Genomic DNA, 15,603 nt, shown 5'->3' with positions numbered 1-15,603 from the left:
TTCCATTTGTTTCCCATGCAAAACCCCCTCACCCCCATCCAGCGTATCCTCAGCGATACGCCCACTTTTTTTAAACGTGCACAGTTTTTTGGTTTAGGGCTAGCTGGCCTGGGCAGCTCCCTTGCCGGCGTGAACGGCATTCCCGATAACTTGTGTACAATCCTGATATCCGTTGGCTCTACCATTGCCATTGTGGCACAATTTGCTGTGAAGCAATCTGAACCTTTAATCCCGCCGACTCATGATGAAACTAAATAATCAGGGTATAGCCCTTATCAAAAACTTCGAAGGACTGCGATTAAACGCCTACCGCGACATTGCAGGCGTATGGACCATCGGCTATGGCTCAACCCGGTACCACGACGGTAAAGTCATAAAGCCGGGCGATAAACTTACTGGCGAAGCAGAAGCATCTGCACTGTTGGCAAATTCCCTAAGCCAGTACATCGATGCTGTTAATCGCTTAGTCAAAGTCGCTCTGAATCAAGACCAATTTAATGCCCTGGTATCTTTCGCTTATAATGTAGGTGCCGACGCGCTGGGGCGGTCTACCTTACTGAAAAAGCTTAACCAGCTTGATTACGCCGGTTCGGCCGACCAGTTTTTACTTTGGGATAAAATAACCGACCCGACTACCGGTAAAAAAGTGAGGTGTAAACCAATCGCCAACCGCCGAAAACAAGAACGCGAACTATTTTTAAAACTATAATTATGACAACTTTCGAACACCACGAACTAAAAGGCTTTACGATCAAAAACATTGTGGTCACGGTAGTCAGCACGGCCAGTATTGTAGTATCGGTAATGACAACCTACTTTCAACTTAAAGGGGATATCCGCGATTTACGGACAACGCAGGAAGCCCAAAATCGTGTAAATGAGATTCGTTTAAAGGTACTGGAAGGGCAAGTTGTCCTGTTACAACACGAGGTTGATGAAATCAAAACGAAGAGATACTAAACTCCCCTACTTCCCATCCTTCTTCAGCCGCAACTGACTAAAACAATTATCATCCTTGGGGCATAGCTTCATATCATCGCCTTCGGGGGTGGTTTCGGTGCTGGGGTCCCAAAATCCCGTCAAAAACATCGGGATCCAGTCGGCGTGGTTGCCCTCGGTGTCTTCGGCAAACCAGTAACGCATCGGGCAGCTGGCAACACCAAAATAATCGCCCCAGTTTTCACCTAAATGGTGATGGTGAATACCTGTTGCATGGCAAATCTCATGAGTAACCGTGGCTGATATCAGCCGACCTATGTTAATGTCTGCCTGTGCATCTACCAGGGTACCCATGGTTAAAGTATCCATATGTTTACCAAAATAAGCGTTGGCATGCTTTACGTGCATGTTAACTTCCTGGTTAAATGCATCGTTACCTGCTGCGCTTTTTGGCAAATACCATTTACGTGTGTTGTTTACCTGCTCGTTAAAGTGGATAATGTCGTAAGTCCACATCATTACATAATTGGTTTCTGATGGTGGTTGCCCGCCTAAATACGCAGGTGTCATAGCAAATATTGGCCCGGTGGAAGCTAATGATTGCCTTTTAAATCTCCCGGCCTCCGTATTCGGAATACCGTCCGGGTTTTGCACATCAAAGCAGTAGATAACCACACCGTCCGTATGGTGCGGCAGCGGGCTGTTCCAGTTTACCCAGCGGCCATAGGTGGCATTTACACCCGGCTCTGCTTGTCCGTACTTAGAGTTTGTTAAATGGTGCATTTTAATGGTGGTAACCTTACCATAACCAAATACACCGCGCCTCACGGCCTCTTTATATTGCTTGCCGTAGTTAGATTTATCCGCCAAAGCAATAGTTATCAAATCCTTGGTATTGGCAGAAAAACGCTGGTGAACGGGTTTGTAGTTTTCGTCCTCAATTAAAAAGCCGCGGTATTCGTCTATCAGGCTAATATCGTCACCCGCGTGTTTGTTATCCGGTTTTACGTCCTCATCCCAATCAAGGCCATACCCTTTGTTTATAATTTGTTCTTTGATCTCCCACGCGTCCGAAAGCTTATTTTCATCCTTATCATAAGGTATGGTTATGTATTGGGCATCGGCTTTATAAAACGGCCTTGCGGTTAACACGCGCCCGTCATCCAGCGTTACTTCGGCATAAAGCTTGCCCCAGGCGGCGTAATCCATACACATTACCCGCACTATGGAGAGTATGCCGTCGTCAGTCTTGCCCGTAGCAATGCTGTCATTAACCGCCGATGATTTAAAATGAGAGTCCGTTTTCATCGAATCGGAAATCAACAGGTCTTTATTCTTGTTGGGGTTGCCCGAAGGCAAAGGATAATTGCTGCAAAAACCGGGGTAACGGGTAACTTCCTTCAGCTTCCATTTTACGGTAAAATTACCGGGATACTGCCTGGTAGGGTCATCCTTATCCTGCACAAAAATGGTAAAGCGGCTGCTATCGTCGCCTTTGGTATCGTCGCTGCCATCCACTTTGGGGCCTTTGGGCAACCAATGCATGTAGTCAAATTTAAAGGGCTGTATCACTGCTTCGTAATCGTAAACCGGCTCGCCTATTACGGCGGTGAGTATTTCGGTAACATCGCCTGTTTCGTAGTGGGTTATTTTGGTATACGTTACTTTAAATCCGTTAGGCGTTTTTACCACTTTGGCGTAAGCAGCAGTGGGGTCGGCTTTGATTGGGCCGGCCCCCGCAATGGTAGCCTGCGACATATCCGTTGCAGCACTGCCGCCAATGCCGGCGCTTTCCCTATGTGTTTTGTGATAACTGTCTGTTCGCAATAAGGTGACATTTGCACCGGCCGCAACAGCAGAAAAATGCTGTTGCGGATCATAATCAAAGCTAAAGCCAATATTATCAATCGAAAGTAACTTTACATACGGTTCCACATAAGTTGCACCGCCCACAATGGAGTTATCTTTTATGCTGTTTGAAGAAAAACTTACTTGCGCAGCAAAGCTCCCTGCTGCAGCCGACTGCACTGGCGACATATAAGGCTGGCTCTGTTTTATCCCCATCACTGTTTTGTCCAACTGCCCGGTTAAACCGGGCGTGGCATGCGGGTTAAAACCACATTGTACTATGGTATGCCCGTTAGCCTCGAATAAAACCGGCGCCCTGCGCGATACACCATTGCAGGTGTATGAGCTACTGCCACCCTGCCCCGATGATTTTTTAGAATATGCAAAACTTACAGTGGTATAGGTGGTATCATACGTGTGCTTTTTTAGCAATAAATTGCCGTTAGGTACTTTATCTGCGGTTTTATTCATTACGGCCTTCATCAGCGAATCGCGAAACTTCATGATTTGCGCCGGCGACAAGGTGCGAACGCGTTTTTCCATATCCTTGATCTGCGCCTTGGTAAATGTTTGCGCGTGAGTACGCGCACAAGTAAAAATTACCACGACAACAAACAGGCACAACAGGCTACGTTTCATAGATTACTATTTTTTATTGAAATACTTTGATTCATTTTGGGGGCGTTCCCTGCGGTCGGGCTATCCGTTCATACGGCCGCAGGCGTTGCGCACAGGCAGGTATCCACTGCTTCCCTGGCGCTATTTTGCCTCACCGTTGTGCAGTCTTGTTTCAGCACCTTTTATGCGAAGTGTTCGCCTTGCAAAGTTGCTAGGCATTTGGGCTATGCGTCCTGTGGGGCCTTAAAACTAGTTCAGAATAATGTTTATTCGCGTAGCGATTGATTTAAAATCCATCGCTATGATTACGACAAACCAACTACAATTCCTTCTTACACAGATAAATTTGCCCACTGGTCATATTAACGGTTAAAAACACTATCACCTCTTTGCCATCTATTATAACTTTATGGGGGCTGCTGCCGTTTTCGAATGCCGTCCCGTCAGAAAAGTAAAGCCCGTGGTCGCCTTCCCAGCACATACTTTTATCGTCTTTACTGATAAATATTTGCTTTGGGGTTATTTGCGAATCAAAAGCATGGTAAACCGCGCCGTTTTTGTACAGGGTAGAATTATGTTCATCTACCATACAGAAAACACTGCCGGTATTACGGAGCCAAAGCCTATCAGGAAAAACACCGGGCGCGATTTTCACAACGGCACCGTTACTTATATAAGCCTGGTTATCCTGGCCAAGCCAGGCAGCACTAAACTTACCATCGGGGCTTATTAATGGTAAAGCGCCAAATTTTGCAGGCAATGCAATGGTTTGGCCAGTAGAGCTAACCAAATTGTACTTTAACCCACCTTGCATATACGCACCCGCAGCCGCCACCACCGATGAATCGGCATTGTGCGCTATTTGGAACATCATAAAACCACTACCTACGGGTTTACCTTTAAAAGTGAGCGTTTGCATAGGTTTACCGGGTATCATCCCGCTGCTTATATGCGGGCCGGTTTTCCTTATTGCATTAGTTTGGTCCAACACAGTAAAATCAATGCTTCTTAGTTCAAATTCATTTCCGTTTTTCAACGAATTACGGTCGACATTCGGCGGCGTGCCTGCTTGCACCAGTTTACCGTTAGTATAATCATACAGCACCGTGCTGTAATCAGCCACCTGCAATTGTAACTGGTTATTAACTACACGCACATAAGGGAACCAAATATCAAAGCCACCCATGTGGTCATCTATCTCTTTTTTGGAAAAAGTTTTTACCACCGTGCCGCATACACCTGGGTCAGTCCATTTGCTGTTGGTCGCCGTTCCGCTGCCCATCCCGGCGGGTGCCTGGCTCACAACTGGCTGTGTTACCGCCTGCGTTACTTTTGCTTTAACTTTTTTCAAAAATCCCTGGGCGTTGGCTTGTACGGCGGCAGCAAGTACCAGCAGCGTATAAATTACTTTTTTCATGATGCTATATAATCTTGATTTGTATTAGTGATTGGATTATTGCGGCCTTTCCAGTGCCCAGGTAGTGCTCGGTAACGTTCCGTTCAACGTCATTTTTAATTCGTTGCTACCTATGCACAGATATTGGTGATTATCTACATTCAAAATGCGGAACGATTGCGGAACGGAAGCTGGCTCTAAAATCCACCGCGCACCGTCAGACATGTAGTTAGAAAACAACGACAGCTTACCGCCATCCGTAGTAACATAAGTTTCTTTCCAGCGGCTTTTGATATTGAAGTAGCGGGTGCCCGGTATGGGTATCAGCAGCCATTGGGCGCTCCACCAGCCATCGTCAATAGTGGTGCTTTGCATCTGTCCGGTCTCACAATTTAAATAAGTGCGGCTAAGCAGGTTGCGCACTTTTACAAAACTTTGCCCGTCGCCCGGTTGCAGGGGGACATCATTATGATATGCAACGTCCCCGTTTCCGCCCCCAGGGGATACAACCGAGGCGACGGGCTGTAACTGATTGGCCAGGTAAGTGACCTCCATTTTGGGCAATTCGTTAAGCGGGCAAATCATGATGGCATCCGCACTGATGGTTTGTCCGGCCTTTATCCAGTATCCAATTTGCACAAAGCGCTGGTTCTGTACCGTTTTATTGGTGCTGCCGTCTTTATCATCAACCAAAGCCAGCACATTACAAGCGGTGGCGTTAATAGTAGCCTCCTTAGAAGTAAATCGGGCACCGGTGGCGTTGAGGCAATTGAATTGCGCCAGTTTATCTGACACATTGCCCACCACGTTCCAGCCCTGTTTGTAAAGGATAATTTTTGCCTCGGGCGATGTATTGGTTACGTAAAATTTAATGGCGTAACGGCTGAAATCGCCCTTGCCGCTTACCGCTTTTACCTCGGTGCTTTTGATGATGTATCCCATAGAAAGCCCGCCAAGGTTTGCCGGTTCTTTATCGGTAATGCCAACGGTTTGCGCAATTGCGTTTATGTAGGTTAGCAGGCCCACAAAAAATAGCAGCAATATTTTTTTCATTGTTCGTGATTTGTTAAGGTTATAGTTTTACAAATTCTACCCGGCGGTTATTAGCCTTACCTTCGGGCGTTAAGTTATCAGCAATGGGTTTGCCCGAGCCAAAGCCCTTGCTTGTTAAGCGCGCTGCGGCAATACCCATAGTTATTAATTGCGCTTTTACCGCATCGGCTCGTTGCTGCGATAAGGTAAGGTTATGCGGAGCAGTGCCACTGTTATCGGTATGACCATCTACCTCGAATTTCAATTCGGGGTTTTCTTTTAATATACCTGCTATCATGTTCAGGGTTCCCATGCTTTCCGGGCGGATGGTGGCTTTGTCTACATCAAAATTTATCCCGTGGGTGATGATTTTGGTATCGGTAAATTTTTTGCCCAGCATATTCATACCACCACCATTCGCCACCCGGAAATTAGTCATGATAATTGGCTGGTCGGTACTGCCGATGCCTTCGATATCAAAGGCTTTTGGTTTTATGCCAATGTTTGGCACAACCACCACGCGGTATTGGTCTACATATACCTTCAGTTGGTTATTACGATAGGCTATGGCAATATGGTGCCATTTGTTAAGGAAGTTTTCGCCGGCCAGGGCAGGCGCATAGTTGCCAGTTAGTTCCACGCTTTCGCCGGCGCTTACCGTGCAGGCATCGTGGCTATTGCCTGCACCAAGGTTCACCTGCCCCAGCACGTTATTAGCGGCGGTGGCATCGGCGTTGCTGCCATAAAAGTAAAGGTGTGGCATGTAACCACCTGTAGAGTAACTATCAAATTCTATGGTAAAAGCCTCGCCTAAATAAGCCGGGGATTTTATACGCGGGCTAACATGCGCGTAATTACCATCAGTAAGCAAAAAGGATTTTACATCTCCTGTTTTATTTATAACCGCCTGTCCGGCACCAAGGTTCCAATGGGCAGGGAACTCGCCATCCTGGTCATTGGTAAAATTATCTTCAAAGATGATTTTATCGCCCGGTATAAAATCGTAATTATTAAAGGCCTTAAAGCTTGGCTGATCGGTTTGCGCCGATGCCTTGCCGTAAATTATAATCAAGGAAAAAATCGTAATAATAAGTTTAGTATTTTTCATGATAGATATTATTGAACGCACATTAAATCATTTTAAGCAGGTTGATAATCCAAAACTACCTGCTTAGCGTTCAATTATATACTCCCCAAAAAGGGAGTATTTTTAAGAAAAAATAAATGCCATTTTTACGATACTTTGCATCGGGCAATATTTATGAAAAATATTTTCGGCTTAACGCTTTTATTGGTTTTGTTAACGGCAGCCTGCTTTGCCCAGGATGCTGCAGAGCGTGCCAGGCTTTTTGCCGAACTGAAGAACGCCGGGCCGGATAGCGTTAAAGTAATCGCGCTGATAGATATCGGTTACGATATTGCCGACCGCAACCCCGATTCGGCAATTGTTTATTATAACAAGGCTTACGCCCTCGCCAAAAAGATTAACTACACCAAAGGCATTTTTAAATACTACGCTTGTTACGGCAACATCCTGAGCATGCGCGGCAATTACGAGCAGGCGCTCGATATATCGATAAAGCAGGTTGCCCTTGCCGAAAACTCGAAGGATAACCGCCTCATTGGCGCCGCTTACAACAACATTGCCGGTAGCTACACCGACCTCGGCAATATTGATAAAGCACTGGAATATTATTTAAAAGCCATCAGCATCTATGAGCAACGGAACGACCAAAAACATCTGGCCGCAGTGTACGGTAATTTGCTGGGCATATTTTCTTCGGTAGGCCACTCGCCAGCTAAGGCGCTTGAATACGGGTTAAAAGCCATCGAGATAAGTCGCGCCAATAACGATATGGGGGTTTTGCGGGAGGCTTTGCTTAACGTAACTTATGTGTATATGAAAACCAATAAGCTAAAAGAGGCTATTGGGACCATAACCGAAGCGATAGCTATCAGCCGCAAGCTGGGCGACAAAGTTTTCCTGGGGGATGAATTGGGGACGTACAGCAAAATACTGGCTACCCAAGGCAAGTACAACTTATTAAAAGCCAATGCCGACGAGTTGCAAACCATAGCCACACAAACAGGCAATAAAACCGGGCTGGCAAATGCCCCTTACTTTTTAGCGCTTTATTACTTTGGCCAAAAGGATAATAAACAGGCGGAGGCCTTAGTCAATAAATCGCTTGCGTTGGCCAAAGCGGGCGACATGGTGGAGTTGAAAATAAGCCTGTACAGTTTGTTGAGCGATATTGCGCTGGCAAACGGCAACATGGCGCTGTACAATAACTATCGCCTGCAAAGCGATACGTTAAACGAGCGGTTTCATTCGGATATCACCATTAAAAACCTGCAGGAATTTGAAGCCAAATATAACCTTAGCAAAAAAGAAGCGCAGATAGGCACCCTCAACAGCCAGCAGCAAATACAGAAACTCACCTTGCAAAGGCGCATGTTTTACATAATCGGGCTGTTTACCCTGCTGATAATTTTATTGATTATAGGTTGGCTGATAAACAATAACAGTGAACGAAAGCACAAGCTACTGCTATCAGAAAAAGAGCTGCGCGAGCAGCAGATACAAACCCTGCAAAAAGAAAAAGAATTACTGAGCACACAATCGTTGCTGCAAGGGCAGGAACGCGAGCGCAGCCGCCTTGCTAAGGACCTGCACGACGGGCTCGGCGGCATACTCACCGGCACAAAATATTCCCTGTCGAACATGAAACAAAATATGGTTATTACGGCCGAGAATGCCGCTGCCTTCGAAAAAACGATGAATATGCTTGACCAGTCCATAACCGAATTGCGCAGGGTGGCCCACAACATGATGCCCGAGAGTTTGCTGAAGTTGAGCCTGAACGATGCCCTGGATGAGTACTGCGCGCAAATAACCAATAGCGGTGCCCTTAGCGTAACCTTCCAAAGTTTCGATTTGGAAGATATGGTGACCACCGGCACGGTAAATATTGCCGTTTATCGCGTGGTGCAGGAACTGATAAACAATGTAGTAAAACATGCCGATGCCAAAAGCGCCATAGTGCAGGTAACCTTTAAGGATGAGGTTTTAGGTATTACCGTGGAAGATGACGGCAAGGGCATCGATATGCAGGGCCTTGCAATGGCCGAAGGGATGGGTTACCGCAACATTAAAAGCCGTATCGACTTCCTGAAGGGCAACATCGATATACAATCAGGAAAAGGTAAGGGTACATCGGTGCTCATTAAAATCCCGGTAGCATGATTAACATAATTTTGGTAGAAGACCACAGCATGGTAACCGAGGGGTTAAAGGCATTTATTACTGCCGAGCCCGGCCTTGCCTTCCTTGCTGCCTGCGATAGCGGCGAACGCCTGATTCAAGTGCTGCAAACCCAGCAGCCCGATGTTATATTGATGGATATAAACCTGCCCGATATTACAGGCATTGAGCTTTGCAAAAAAGTAAAGGCAAAATATCCGGCTATACAGGTTATCGCGTTGAGCATTAATAACCAGCCGGGGATCATCCGCAAAATGATGGCCAGCGGCGCATCCGGGTACGTACTGAAAGATGCCGGCAAGCACGAAATTTTCGAAGGGATAAAAGGCGTAATGAAGGGCAAAACCTATTTCGGCCGCTCGGTATCAGAAGTACTCCGCAAACCAGAACTTCCGACAGGCCTCCCCGCCCTAACCCGTCGCGAAAAAGAAGTGCTAGAACTCATCGCCGATGGCAATACCAACCAGGAGATTGCCAATGCACTCTTCGTTGATGTCACCACTATCGATTTCCACCGAAAGAATATGCTTTCGAAATATAAGGTAAAGAATACTGCAGCATTGGTGAAAGTAGCGGTGAGCAATAAGCTTATCTGAACCGCAATCGCTTGTTTTATCCTTTTAGGCTTCGGAATTGCCGGCTAATCCACGTCGTTATAGGTCTACGCTTATGGCAAAACAATCACAAATTATGTATGAATTTTGCTGCATTAAGTGCATACAATAGCATTAGTGCAGCAAAATTCATGCACTAACTAATTTTAATTAAATTAATTAATAAGTCCCGCCTATCTTAAATTTGCATCCCTCCAAACCGAAAAATCATGCAGCACGCCGAACTGAATAACCAGGAGTTTATCGATCAAATAGAAACCGTTACCATCAACCCCGAGTTGTTTACGCACGAGGCGCATATCCGCATGGCATGGCTTTATTTAAACGATTTTGATAAAGATACCGCGCTGCGGCATATTTGCGCGGCCATTAAAGGCATTGATGCCAAATATGCCGGCGGAACCAAATATCACCACACAATCACCGTTGTGTTCGCCCGCAGCATCGCTATACTAATGCAACAGAAACCTGCCAAAACCTGGCAAGAGTTTATAACCGCCAATGCCGGCTTAGGTATCTCTAAAAAGTTTTTGGCAGAGTATTATTCGGATGAAGTCCTCTACTCCGATGAGGCGAAAAATCAGTTTGTGGTACCCGATAAAAAACCGCTTCCTCATACTTCAAAACCAACTAATTTCTAACCTTCGACCTCCAATATCTCCCCCAATTAATCGACACATATCCCCCGTTTAGCCGATTGCTGCCCAAGCGGGGCAAACCGATACGCATCTTTGTAAATCATTTAACATTATTCCTTAATTTCGGGAATTGGCTTATTGGCAAAACAGGGATACACCAAACTTAGATGCTGCGTTTTAAATTAAACAACATACTTATACACGTTACCGGCTGGCTGCTGTTCCTGGTGTTCCCGGTGTTGTTTTTAAGCACGGGCAGCAAAGAAAGCGGGGCCTGGATATTGCTCTCCTCGCCATTTTATTGGCTTTTTTGCCTTACTTACCTCACCCTCTTTTACTTCAATCTCTGGTATCTCATTCCAAATTATTTCCTGAAAAAAAACTACTGGGTGTATGGTGCAGGCGTTGCCATGCTCTTTGGCTGCGTGTTTTTTTTGCAGCCATTCGATAAATTATTGGTGCATAACCCACGTTTTCAGGACCAAATGGAAGCTGCCGCCCGCCAGCAATCTGCCGACTCGCTAAAGGCGGCCGCAACGCACAGCAACGATAGCCTGATGCGCGGCCCCGGCAACAAATCGATGCCCTTTGGTCCGCTGCCACACCAGGATCTGCGTATGCAGGCACCCCAGGCAAAACCCAAACCGGCGGCAACCATATGGCAGCACTCCAGCTCTACCGATATCGTAAGCCTCTTCCTTTTCGGCATCATCATCGCCCTTGGACTATCTATGCGAACGGTAGAGCAATGGCAAACAACCGAGCAAAAGGTAATCAAAGCCGAGGCTGAAAAAGTAAACGCCGAGCTCTCCTTCCTCAAGGCCCAGATAAATCCCCATTTTTTATTCAACACGCTCAACAACATCTATACTTTATCGATGATGAACAGCCCGCATACTTCAGAAAGCATCATGAAGCTTTCTAACATTATGCGCTACGTAACCGATGATGTAACACAGGATTTTGTGCCCTTGCAGCAGGATCTCGACTGCATCAAAAACTATGTAGACTTACAAAAGCTTAGGTTGGGCCGAAAAACCAACGTAGATTTCAATGTAGAGGGCGAAGTGCGCAACCAGAAAATCGCCCCGTTAATTATGATGTCCTTTGTAGAGAACACCTTCAAATACGGCGTTAGCAAACAAACCCAAAGCACTATTCACATCAAAATAACAGTAAATGGCAACACCATTACTTTCGAATGTGAAAACACCGTTTTTGAGCGCACCTCGGTATTGCCCGAGCGTACAGGCATAGGCATTGCCAATACCAAACAACGGTTATCGCACCTCTACCCCGAAAAACATATCCTGGATATACAGGAAAGCAACGCCACATTTAAGGTAAAGTTGATATTAATGAGTTAAGATTATAGCATGACGAAGTTAAAATGTGTTGCCATAGATGACGAGCCCCTGGCGCTCAGTTTGGTAGAAGAGTACATCTCCCGTTTTCCCTACCTGCAGCTGGCGCGCTCGTTCGAAGATGCCATCAGCGGCGCCGAATACCTCAAGAATAATCCTGTGGACCTGCTTTTTGTAGACATCAACATGCCCGATATTACCGGCATCGACCTGGTGCGTTCGCTGGCCAGTAAACCCATTATCATCTTCACTACTGCCTATAAAAATTTCGCGTTCGAGGGCTTTGAGCTGGAGGCATTGGATTATCTGCTGAAACCTATAGACATCAGCCGATTTACCAAGGCAGTAGAAAAGGCATTGGAGTTTTACAATTATAAAAACAATGCCAAGCCAGGGGCTGCCGAAGAAAGTTTTTACGTGTACTCTGAATACCGCATGGTGAAGATAAACATAGCCGATATTGCGTACCTGGAGAGCATGGAAGATTACGTAAAGATACACCTGAGCGGGCAACCCAAGCCTGTACTTACACTGATGTCCTTAAAAAAAGCGTTGGAGAAACTGCCAGAGGATAAATTCAAGCGCATCCACCGGAGCTATATCATCGCTACCGGCAAGGTAAAATCCATCCACAACCGTAAGCTGAAACTGGCGGATATTGAACTACCCATCGGCGAGAGTTATGCCGAATCGGTACGGGGCTGGGCAAAAAACTTCTGACCCGTTCGTCTACACATTAAACCCGTTGGCCGACACATTAGCGGGTTCAGGCCCGTTCCACACCATCTTTATATATAAAACTGATAAGGATGTATGGTTTAGGTATCCCCGAATTAATTTTGACGCTGGTAGCTGCCTTATTACTGATATTTAGTAATAAATTACCGGCCCTTATCCGCAATATGGAGAGGCTGAACCGTTGATTTTAATGATTTGAGGATTACGCTGATGCTTATTGATAAATCGTAACTTAATTATCAGCGCCATCATTTAATCATTAAAATCAGCGGTTCAGACAACAAACCAATTAACCCCTATATTTGATTATATTTTTTACGTGAAACTCAAAACCAATATAGCCACCAGCGATAACGGGTTTATTTTTAACCCCGCCACCGGCGATTCGTACACCAGCAACCCCATTGCCGCTGCTATACTGGCGATGATGAAAGCCGGCCAAACCGATGCCGACATCAAACTGCAGCTGCTGGATATTTACGACGTTGAGGCAAAAGCACTTGAACGCGACTGGGAAGATTGGATTCAACAGCTAAAAGATGCCAACCTTTTGGAGGCACGGTAAGATGGAAGGCACTACAGATACCCCATTGGTAATTGGCATTACCGGCTTAAACGCAATTGAAAACCCCGGTCCTGGGCTTTCAGTGATACGGGCTTTACGAGAAGGCTTCCCCGATGTGCGCATCATAGGACTCGCTTACGAATCGTTGGAACCTGGCATTTACCTGCATAACCTGGTTGATAAAACCTATCTCATACCTTACCCCTCGGCAGGTTCTGACGCATTATTGCAACGATTGCTACACATACAAATTAAGGAAGGCATGCACCTCATCATCCCCAATTTTGATGCAGAACTTCATAATTTCATCAAGATAAGCGCGAAATTGCACAAGGCCGGCATACGTACCGTATTGCCTACGCATAAACAGTTAGCAGCATGCTGTAAGCCCAACCTCGCATCATTTGGCGAACAACATGGTTTCAGCGTGCCGAAAACGGTCAGCATCACAGCTGTAGATGAATTACAAGTTGCTGCCGACGAGTTAAGCTACCCGCTGGTGGTAAAAGGGAAATTTTATGAAGCGGAGATCGCCCACACAGCATACCAGGCACAAATTGCTTTTTACCGCCTCAGTGCAAAATGGGGCACGCCTATTATTGTGCAGCAATTTGTAAAGGGCACCGAAATTAACGTGGCCGGCCTTGGCGATGGCAGGGGCAACGCGCTAAGCATAGTGAGCATGCGCAAACTGTATATTACCGATAAAGGCAAGGCCTGGGCGGGGATTACGATTGCCGATGATAAACTGCTCGCCATTGCACAGCAATTTACCGCCGCAACCAAATGGCAGGGAGGTTTCGAACTGGAACTAATGCAGGATAAAACCGGCGAATTATTCATTATGGAGATAAACCCGAGGTTCCCTGCATGGATATATTTAACGGCTGCCGCCGGGCAAAACCAGCCTGTAGCCTTGGCAAAAATGGCCATGGGCGAGCACGTCGAGCCGTTTACAGATTATCAGGTCGGCAAAATGTTTATCCGCTACGCGCTCGACCATATTGCCGATGTGAGCGAGTTTCAGCAATTTTCGGCCTTTGGTGAATTATGACCATGATTTAAGGATTAAAGGATTACTTGAACAAAGCGTCAAGGAAATCCCAAAATCAAGTACATCAGGGTTCAGAAAAAAGAGAAAGAACAAATGACGCAAAAACTAAAATACGAACGCCCATTCATCAAAAAGATGAACACGGGGCTGATGAACAAATTCGGCACGCAGAACGAAGCTACTGCGGTTACCGATATCGACGGCGTTGCCATAAAAAGCCTCATAGCGGAGTATGGTTCGCCCCTGTTCGTATTATCCGAAAAACAGACACGCCGCAACTACCGCGCGGCCTTGCGGGCGTTCAACACGCGCTACCCAAAAGTGCAGTTTGCCTGGAGTTATAAAACCAATTACTTGAATGCGGTTTGCAATATCTTCCACCAGGAAGGCAGTTGGGCCGAGGTTGTCTCAGGTTTTGAATATCGCAAAGCGCTAAACAACGGCGTAGCCGGCGAACATATCATCTTCAACGGCCCGCAAAAAAACAACAATGACCTGCTTTTAGCCATCCAAAATAATTCCCTCATCCATATCGACCATTTCGACGAGCTTTACGCGCTCATATCGCTATGCGAACAAACAGGCAAAAAGCCCCGCGTGGCCATCCGCGTAAATATGGATACCGGCGTTTACCCCATTTGGGATAGGTTTGGCTTTAATTACGAGAACGGCGAGGCCTGGAGCGCCATCAACAAAATAGTGGCTTCGGGCAAAATGCTGATGGTAGGCCTGCACTGCCATATCGGTACGTTCATGCTATCCACCGCCGCCTATGGCATTGCCGCCGCCAAGATGAGCGAACTGGCCATACGCTGCAATGCCGCGCTGGATAAGCCCATCGAATACCTTGATTTGGGCGGCGGCTTCCCATCTACCAATACCCTTAAGGGTGCTTATTTACCTGGCGTAGACACCGTGCCATCGGTCGATGATTTTGCCGAAGCAATCACCACTACCCTACTGGAAGCCGGTTTTAAGCACGAAGAATTGCCCTTATTGATACTGGAAAGCGGACGCATTTTGATAGACGATGCCGGCTACCTGCTGGGCAGCGTTATCGCCAATAAACGCTTAAGCGATGGCCGGCGGTCGGTAATTGTAGATTTTGGCGTGAATACCTTGTTTACCTCCCTTTGGTACGACCATAAGATAAGTCCGACACAAGAGGCCTCGCAGCACACCGATAACGTAGTGCTTTACGGTCCGCTTTGCATGAATATTGACGTGCTGCGCGAGAGCGTGAACCTACCCGCGCTGGAACCCGGCAACCACCTGGTTGTACACAAAGTGGGTGCCTATAACATGACGCAGTGGATGCAATTCATCACCATGCGCCCCGCCGTTGTGTTAATTGACGAGCAGCGGCAGTCGCACCTCGTCCGCAAAGCCGAAACGCTGGAATATTTGGAAATGCCGGAGGTGCTGCCTGCTTATTTGCAGCAATTAAAAAAGTAGGAATAAATAGGAGTTTTCAATGCATAAAAAAAAGAACTGCAGCGATGGGTTTCAACCCATCGCTACATAAAAACTGC

Annotated in this window: 16 protein-coding genes; 12 read left to right on the top strand and 4 right to left on the bottom strand. The window is 46.5% G+C overall.

What is annotated here, in order from left to right:
- Positions 1-15: 15 nt before the first annotated feature.
- Genes AC1DXC_RS14140 through AC1DXC_RS14130 form a run of 3 tightly spaced genes read left to right on the top strand, consistent with a single transcriptional unit; the run spans position 16 to position 960 of the window.
- Positions 16-258 carry a hypothetical protein gene (locus tag AC1DXC_RS14140; RefSeq protein WP_477459796.1) on the top strand — a complete coding sequence of 81 codons (243 nt, stop codon included), beginning with the start codon at positions 16-18 and terminating at the stop codon, positions 256-258.
- Positions 242-709, top strand: a complete 468-nt coding sequence (locus AC1DXC_RS14135; RefSeq protein WP_477459795.1) for a lysozyme — start codon at positions 242-244, stop codon at positions 707-709. The genes AC1DXC_RS14140 and AC1DXC_RS14135 overlap by 17 nt, the downstream gene beginning before the upstream one ends.
- 2 nt (positions 710-711) lie before the next feature.
- Complete coding sequence (locus AC1DXC_RS14130; protein ID WP_477459794.1) at positions 712-960, top strand: hypothetical protein; 249 nt, start codon at positions 712-714, stop codon at positions 958-960.
- Positions 961-966: 6 nt separating this feature from the next.
- On the opposite strand, the gene AC1DXC_RS14125 is transcribed toward AC1DXC_RS14130, so the two are convergent.
- The 4 genes from AC1DXC_RS14125 to AC1DXC_RS14110 all read right to left on the bottom strand — a co-directional run bounded on the left by AC1DXC_RS14125 (position 967) and on the right by AC1DXC_RS14110 (position 6,941).
- Complete coding sequence (locus tag AC1DXC_RS14125) at positions 967-3,426, bottom strand: hypothetical protein (RefSeq protein ID WP_477459793.1); 2,460 nt, start codon at positions 3,424-3,426, stop codon at positions 967-969.
- A gap of 298 nt (positions 3,427-3,724) precedes the next feature.
- The gene (locus AC1DXC_RS14120; RefSeq protein WP_477459792.1) at positions 3,725-4,822 is read right to left on the bottom strand and encodes a hypothetical protein; all 1,098 of its coding nucleotides are present in this window, start codon (positions 4,820-4,822) and stop codon (positions 3,725-3,727) included.
- A gap of 36 nt (positions 4,823-4,858) precedes the next feature.
- On the bottom strand, positions 4,859-5,854 hold the full coding sequence (locus AC1DXC_RS14115) for an RICIN domain-containing protein (protein ID WP_477459791.1): 996 nt from the start codon (positions 5,852-5,854) through the stop codon (positions 4,859-4,861).
- A 19-nt stretch (positions 5,855-5,873) separates the two neighbouring features.
- A complete protein-coding gene (locus tag AC1DXC_RS14110) occupies positions 5,874-6,941 on the bottom strand; it encodes an OmpA family protein (protein WP_477459790.1) in 1,068 nt (355 codons plus the stop codon).
- Positions 6,942-7,094: 153 nt separating this feature from the next.
- On the opposite strand from AC1DXC_RS14110, the gene AC1DXC_RS14105 reads away from it, so the two are divergent.
- The 9 genes from AC1DXC_RS14105 to AC1DXC_RS14065 all read left to right on the top strand — a co-directional run bounded on the left by AC1DXC_RS14105 (position 7,095) and on the right by AC1DXC_RS14065 (position 15,526).
- Complete coding sequence (locus tag AC1DXC_RS14105; protein WP_477459789.1) at positions 7,095-9,080, top strand: tetratricopeptide repeat-containing sensor histidine kinase; 1,986 nt, start codon at positions 7,095-7,097, stop codon at positions 9,078-9,080.
- Positions 9,077-9,694, top strand: coding sequence for a response regulator transcription factor (locus tag AC1DXC_RS14100; protein WP_477459788.1), 618 nt, complete (start codon positions 9,077-9,079; stop codon positions 9,692-9,694). Before AC1DXC_RS14105 ends, AC1DXC_RS14100 begins: the two co-directional genes overlap by 4 nt.
- Positions 9,695-9,921: 227 nt before the next feature.
- Positions 9,922-10,353, top strand: a complete 432-nt coding sequence (locus AC1DXC_RS14095) for a hypothetical protein (protein ID WP_477459787.1) — start codon at positions 9,922-9,924, stop codon at positions 10,351-10,353.
- A gap of 164 nt (positions 10,354-10,517) precedes the next feature.
- Positions 10,518-11,717 carry a sensor histidine kinase gene (locus AC1DXC_RS14090; RefSeq protein WP_477459786.1) on the top strand — a complete coding sequence of 400 codons (1,200 nt, stop codon included), beginning with the start codon at positions 10,518-10,520 and terminating at the stop codon, positions 11,715-11,717.
- Between the two features lie 9 nt (positions 11,718-11,726).
- Positions 11,727-12,434 (top strand): LytR/AlgR family response regulator transcription factor, encoded by a 708-nt coding sequence (locus AC1DXC_RS14085; RefSeq protein ID WP_477459785.1) that lies wholly within the window; start codon positions 11,727-11,729, stop codon positions 12,432-12,434.
- Between the two features lie 89 nt (positions 12,435-12,523).
- On the top strand, positions 12,524-12,637 hold the full coding sequence (locus AC1DXC_RS14080) for a twin-arginine translocase TatA/TatE family subunit (protein WP_477459784.1): 114 nt from the start codon (positions 12,524-12,526) through the stop codon (positions 12,635-12,637).
- A gap of 134 nt (positions 12,638-12,771) precedes the next feature.
- Positions 12,772-13,017 carry a PqqD family protein gene (locus AC1DXC_RS14075; protein WP_477459783.1) on the top strand — a complete coding sequence of 82 codons (246 nt, stop codon included), beginning with the start codon at positions 12,772-12,774 and terminating at the stop codon, positions 13,015-13,017.
- Positions 12,992-14,071, top strand: coding sequence for an ATP-grasp domain-containing protein (locus AC1DXC_RS14070; RefSeq protein WP_477459782.1), 1,080 nt, complete (start codon positions 12,992-12,994; stop codon positions 14,069-14,071). Before AC1DXC_RS14075 ends, AC1DXC_RS14070 begins: the two co-directional genes overlap by 26 nt.
- 93 nt (positions 14,072-14,164) lie before the next feature.
- A complete protein-coding gene (locus AC1DXC_RS14065; RefSeq protein WP_477459781.1) occupies positions 14,165-15,526 on the top strand; it encodes a hypothetical protein in 1,362 nt (453 codons plus the stop codon).
- Positions 15,527-15,603: the final 77 nt, after the last annotated feature.

It is taken from the genome of Mucilaginibacter sp. P2_D11, assembly GCF_056404435.1.
The sequence above is the reverse complement of the archived record's forward strand: the minus strand, read 5'-3'. Positions and strand labels throughout refer to the sequence as shown.

Bases quoted from the DNA above. Each gene is read 5' to 3' on its own strand.
- AC1DXC_RS14140 (WP_477459796.1), top strand. From the start codon at position 16: ATGCAAAACCCCCTCACCCCCATCCAGCGTATCCTCAGCGATACGCCC.
- AC1DXC_RS14135 (WP_477459795.1), top strand. From the start codon at position 242: ATGATGAAACTAAATAATCAGGGTATAGCCCTTATCAAAAACTTCGAA.
- AC1DXC_RS14130 (WP_477459794.1), top strand. From the start codon at position 712: ATGACAACTTTCGAACACCACGAACTAAAAGGCTTTACGATCAAAAAC.
- AC1DXC_RS14125 (WP_477459793.1), bottom strand. From the start codon at position 3,426: ATGAAACGTAGCCTGTTGTGCCTGTTTGTTGTCGTGGTAATTTTTACT.
- AC1DXC_RS14120 (WP_477459792.1), bottom strand. From the start codon at position 4,822: ATGAAAAAAGTAATTTATACGCTGCTGGTACTTGCTGCCGCCGTACAA.
- AC1DXC_RS14115 (WP_477459791.1), bottom strand. From the start codon at position 5,854: ATGAAAAAAATATTGCTGCTATTTTTTGTGGGCCTGCTAACCTACATA.
- AC1DXC_RS14110 (WP_477459790.1), bottom strand. From the start codon at position 6,941: ATGAAAAATACTAAACTTATTATTACGATTTTTTCCTTGATTATAATT.
- AC1DXC_RS14105 (WP_477459789.1), top strand. From the start codon at position 7,095: ATGAAAAATATTTTCGGCTTAACGCTTTTATTGGTTTTGTTAACGGCA.
- AC1DXC_RS14100 (WP_477459788.1), top strand. From the start codon at position 9,077: ATGATTAACATAATTTTGGTAGAAGACCACAGCATGGTAACCGAGGGG.
- AC1DXC_RS14095 (WP_477459787.1), top strand. From the start codon at position 9,922: ATGCAGCACGCCGAACTGAATAACCAGGAGTTTATCGATCAAATAGAA.
- AC1DXC_RS14090 (WP_477459786.1), top strand. From the start codon at position 10,518: ATGCTGCGTTTTAAATTAAACAACATACTTATACACGTTACCGGCTGG.
- AC1DXC_RS14085 (WP_477459785.1), top strand. From the start codon at position 11,727: ATGACGAAGTTAAAATGTGTTGCCATAGATGACGAGCCCCTGGCGCTC.
- AC1DXC_RS14080 (WP_477459784.1), top strand. From the start codon at position 12,524: ATGTATGGTTTAGGTATCCCCGAATTAATTTTGACGCTGGTAGCTGCC.
- AC1DXC_RS14070 (WP_477459782.1), top strand. From the start codon at position 12,992: ATGCCAACCTTTTGGAGGCACGGTAAGATGGAAGGCACTACAGATACC.
- AC1DXC_RS14065 (WP_477459781.1), top strand. From the start codon at position 14,165: ATGACGCAAAAACTAAAATACGAACGCCCATTCATCAAAAAGATGAAC.